The 4,399-nt window shown below is 61.4% G+C and carries 4 protein-coding genes; all 4 read left to right on the top strand.

What is annotated here, in order from left to right:
* On the top strand, positions 1-1,527 hold a 1,527-nt coding region (locus AACS18_RS17275; protein ID WP_146184787.1), incomplete at its 5' end, for a hybrid sensor histidine kinase/response regulator.
* Positions 1,514-2,758 carry a response regulator gene (locus AACS18_RS17270; protein WP_108612835.1) on the top strand — a complete coding sequence of 415 codons (1,245 nt, stop codon included), beginning with the start codon at positions 1,514-1,516 and terminating at the stop codon, positions 2,756-2,758. The genes AACS18_RS17275 and AACS18_RS17270, both read left to right, overlap by 14 nt.
* 3 nt (positions 2,759-2,761) lie before the next feature.
* Entirely contained in the window at positions 2,762-3,403 is a 642-nt protein-coding gene (locus tag AACS18_RS17265) for a GNAT family N-acetyltransferase (protein ID WP_108612834.1), read from the top strand.
* Between the two features lie 60 nt (positions 3,404-3,463).
* A complete protein-coding gene (gene cobB, locus AACS18_RS17260) occupies positions 3,464-4,237 on the top strand; it encodes a Sir2 family NAD+-dependent deacetylase (RefSeq protein WP_005336680.1) in 774 nt (257 codons plus the stop codon).
* The last annotated feature ends 162 nt before the right edge of the window (positions 4,238-4,399 follow it).

Here is a 4,399-nt window from a genome sequence, read left to right as displayed (position 1 = left end):
CCTTTGTCGAGAGAGCAAGACTCTGCGCTGGCGCGGGTGCGTCAGGCGGGGGATGAGCTGCTCGGCCTGCTCAACGATGTGCTCGACTTTAGCCGCAACGAAAACAGCAAACTCTCCCTCTCGCCCCAGCCCACCGATTTTGCCGAGCTGTGCGAGCACGTGGCGGCAGTGCACTGGACCAAGGCGCGGGCCAAGGGATTGCAACTGCGCCTTAAGTTGGATCCAGCTCTGCCAGCCCTGCAGACCCTCGACCCTCACCGGGTACGGCAAGTGCTCCACAACCTGCTCTCCAATGCCATCAAGTTCAGCCTGCGTGGGGAAGTGGTGCTGTGGGCCGAGGTGGTCGCATCGACCTTGCGCTTTGGTGTGGATGATCAGGGACCGGGGATCACCGCCAAGATGCGCACCACGCTCTTTATGCCGTTCGAGCAGTTTGCCGTTGAAGGGCAGCTGCGGGCGCCGGGCACCGGTCTTGGTCTGGCGATCTGCAAGCAGCTGGTCGAGCAGATGGGGGGGCTTATCGATGTCGAGGGGCGTGTCGGTGGCGGTAGCCGCTTCTATTGCGAGTTGCCGCTGAAGCGGGTGCAGCAGGAGCCGGACTGGCTGCCCAATGTGCGGCAGTTGGCACTCTCTTTACCCCACGATGAGGCGCAAGCGGTCTCGCCCTGGCTCAGTCGATTGGGGATCGCCACCGTCAGCAACGCCGTTGATACGCTGCAAGCGGAGGTGGACGAGAAGGGGCTCTACTATTGGGCCTGGCAAGGGGAGTCCTGGGTGCCCGGGACCATCATCACCCTGATGCAGCCACGGCTGACCCCGGATCAACCGGTCGCCGGTACCCAGCCCGGGCTTGGTATGCGGGTACTGCTGGTTGAAGATCACGATGTCAATCGCGAGCTGATCAGCCTGCAACTGGGACAACTTGGTGCCAGCGTCATCACTGCCGCCAACGGGCAGCTGGCGCTGGAGATGCTGGCACAGCAGGATGTGGATTTTGTGCTGACCGATCTGCAGATGCCGGTGATGAACGGGGCCGAGCTGTGCAGGCAATTGCGCCAATCCGCCCGTTGGGCCCGTCTGCCGGTCTATGTGATCACCGCAGATCTCAGTGACCAGGCAGCAAGGGAGCTGCAATCCTGCGGTTGCGATGGCCATCTGGACAAGCCGGTCGCCCTCAAGGAGCTGGCGACCTTGCTGCGCCATATTGCCAAAGAGGGGAGCAATGCTGTCGCCCCGACACCGGTTGCCTCGCTGCTGACCGATGAACTGGCCGCCCTTTATCTGAAGGCTACCCGTGATGATTTGGCCGAACTTGAGCGCTGCAGCACAGAAGAAGATGAAGTTGGCGTGAATGCTGCTTTACACAAGTTGAAGGGGGCCGCCAGAATGGTAGGGGCGACGGCGTTGGTGGCGGTCATTGAAGAGTGGCAACAGGCGCCCCATCCGATGCTGCAAGCCAGATTGAACCGGGCACTGGATGAGTTCAGCCAGCAGTTTTCAAAGAGGGCTCAAGATGATCATCACTGATGAAGAATTACTGGCGTTGCTCGATTCGGAAGAGCATGAGGCGGCAGGATTTTGCCCCATTGTGCTCTATGCCCTCGACAGCACCGCCCATGAGTTGGCCAGCACCATGACATTGCCTTCCTATGTCACGCTGCACCGTACCCGACCGGATGCCTGCTGGCAGTGGGAAGGGCTGTTTGCGGCCGGCGCCATTGCCCTTTACGACCCTGCAGCTCATCAGCAGGCGGACTACTTTTCCCAGTTGCAGCAGCATGAGGGGATCTACGCTATCGGCGAAGATTGGCTGGGGGGGCTTGCCGCCAGTTATCGTGACTGGTGCAACTGGCTGGCCGCTAACAAGGTGCTGCTGCTCGAGGATCACCCGTTTCAGGGGATGCAATTGCAACAGACCATCGCCGGGTTGGGGCTCTCCTGTCAGTGGGTACAGGATGAATCGGCCTGTCTTGCGGCATTGTCGGCAGGTGACATCAGCCTGCTGGTGTGCGATCTCAGTCTGGTGGAGCAAGATGCCATCAGTCTGCTGATGAACCAGCCCCAGTTGCAGGAGGCCGGGCTGCCCATTGTGCTGCTTTCGGCCCATGAGCAGACGCTGATTGACGGTGCCCGCCGCCTGCTGCACGATGCCGGTTTCAATATTCTGGCGGCACTGGCAAAGCCGCTTGATTGCGACGAGCTGCTCAGGTTGCTGCGTCGACTCTATCTGGGCCCGCTGCGTCAACAGCGCTTGAGCGGCCAGCGCCGCACCATCCGCCGGTGGCAGGGGGAGGTGCAGGGTCAACTTGGGCTGCTCTCCAGTTCCGCGACCCCTCATCCGGTCTGGCTGGCGGTGACGGGTTTGCCCAGCCGCTGGGAGGCGCTCAAGGATTGGCTGACGGAGCAGTCGCGCACCCCAGCCGAACTGACCCTGCTGATCCACCGTCGAGACCACCTGCTCGGCAATGCCGATCGCTTCGCACTGGTGCTGCAAGCCAGTCTGGCGGGGAGCAAGCTGGCGCTGCTGCTCGATAACAGCCAGCATCTGCCATTCGATCTGCTGGAGCGTTTGCCGCTGCAAGCCTTGCTGCTGGGGCAGGGGATCTTGCCGGAGATGGAGTCCTTGACCGGTGACTCCCTGCTGGGACGCTTTATGGCCAGGGTTCGGGAGCTGGGGATCGCCGTCTATCTGGATGATCCTTACAACCTGCTCGACGTCGAGGTGTGGCGAGAGCGCGGTATGACGGGGCGCTGGTAAGCCATGCCGCGCTACCTCTGCTGGCCCATGCACCGGGAGCGCCTTGGTAAAGGGCTGGAAGGCTGGCCCCATCCGGTTTCCCGGGCCGCGCTGCCACTGGCTATGGAGGTCTCCGGGGTGCCTTGCCTGCTGCGCGAGCTGCATGGGGTGGCGCCTGCCCGCATGCTGGCCGCTTACGATGCATTGAGTGAAGAAAGCATCTATCTGCGCTTTATGCGTCCGAAACGGACACCGCCACCGGAACAGGTGGCCCAATTTCTCAATTACCATCTCGAACAACAGATCTCGCTGTTGCTGACCGATCTGGCCGGTGAGCCGCTGGCTCAGGCGCAATCAATCCGCCGCCGCCTTCATCCCGATCGGGCGGAGTTTTCTTGCATCGTGGCGGATCACTTTCAGCACAAGGGGGCGGGGCGGCGCATTCTGCTGGCGCTGGCACTGCTGGCCAGAGCGGACGGGATCCGGGAGTGGACGGCGGAAGTGCTGGCCCAGAACCGGCCCATGCTGACCCTGCTCAAGCGCCTTGGCTTGCCGCTGACCCTGGTGACCGGGCGGGAGATGGTCTTTGTCAGGCTGGATCTGTCGGTACTGGATGCCTGGTTACCCGTGTTGCCAGCGGCGCCGCTTAAGACCAAGGGCGAATAGTGACACTTTTTTCCCTGTGCTAAGGTCACATTTATTGTGCGGGGATAGACGGAGCAGCTTATGGCGCAGTCATATAAACATATCGTGATCCTGACCGGCGCGGGGATCTCTGCCGAATCTGGCATCAAGACTTTTCGTGCCTGCGACGGTTTGTGGGAAGAGCACAAGGTCGAGGATGTGGCGACCCCCGAGGGGTATGCCCGGGATCCCGAACTGGTGCTGCGCTTTTACAATTCCCGCCGCAAACAGCTGCAACAGCCCCAGGTTCACCCCAATCCGGCCCACTATGCACTGGCCCGCCTCGAGCGACTGCTGCCCGGTTCGGTGACGCTGGTCACCCAGAACATCGACAATCTGCACGAGAGTGCTGGCAGCAAGAACCTTATCCATATGCACGGCGAGCTGCTCAAGGCCCGCTGCCCCGAGTCCGGTCAGGTGATCGAGTGGCGCGGTGATCTCCATCAGGACGAGCTCTGCTCCTGTTGCCAGTTCCCCCAGCCGATGCGTCCTCATGTGGTCTGGTTTGGCGAAATGCCGCTCGGGCTGGATCGCATCTACAGCGCGCTTGCCCAGTGCGATCTCTTTATCTCCATCGGCACCTCTGGCGCCGTCTATCCGGCCGCCGGGTTTGTCCATGAGGCGGGCCTCAACGGGGCGCACACCATCGAGCTCAATCTCGAGCCGAGCGAGGTGGGTAGCCAGTTTGACGAAAAACGCTATGGCCCAGCCTCCCTGCTGGTGCCCGCCTATGTCGATGAGTTGCTGGAGGCGTGCGGCATTCATCAACCGAGGCAAGTCGAGGGGCACAACTGGATGGAGATGCGCGGTCCCTGAGCTACTGTGCGACGGGACAGTTGCAATGGTTCGGTGAAATCGCCACACTGGCAACCATTTAAAAAATGGGACGCAGTTGGCGCAAATTACCATGATCGCAGTAAAGCAATGGATCGCTTTTTTTCTCCTGATGCTGGCCAGTGCCAGTGCATCGGCCTCCAT

The sequence above is a fragment of the Aeromonas sp. HMWF015 genome (assembly GCF_963878965.1).
Taxonomy (GTDB): Bacteria; Pseudomonadota; Gammaproteobacteria; order Enterobacterales; family Aeromonadaceae; genus Aeromonas; species Aeromonas veronii.
The sequence above is the reverse complement of the archived record's forward strand: the minus strand, read 5'-3'. Positions and strand labels throughout refer to the sequence as shown.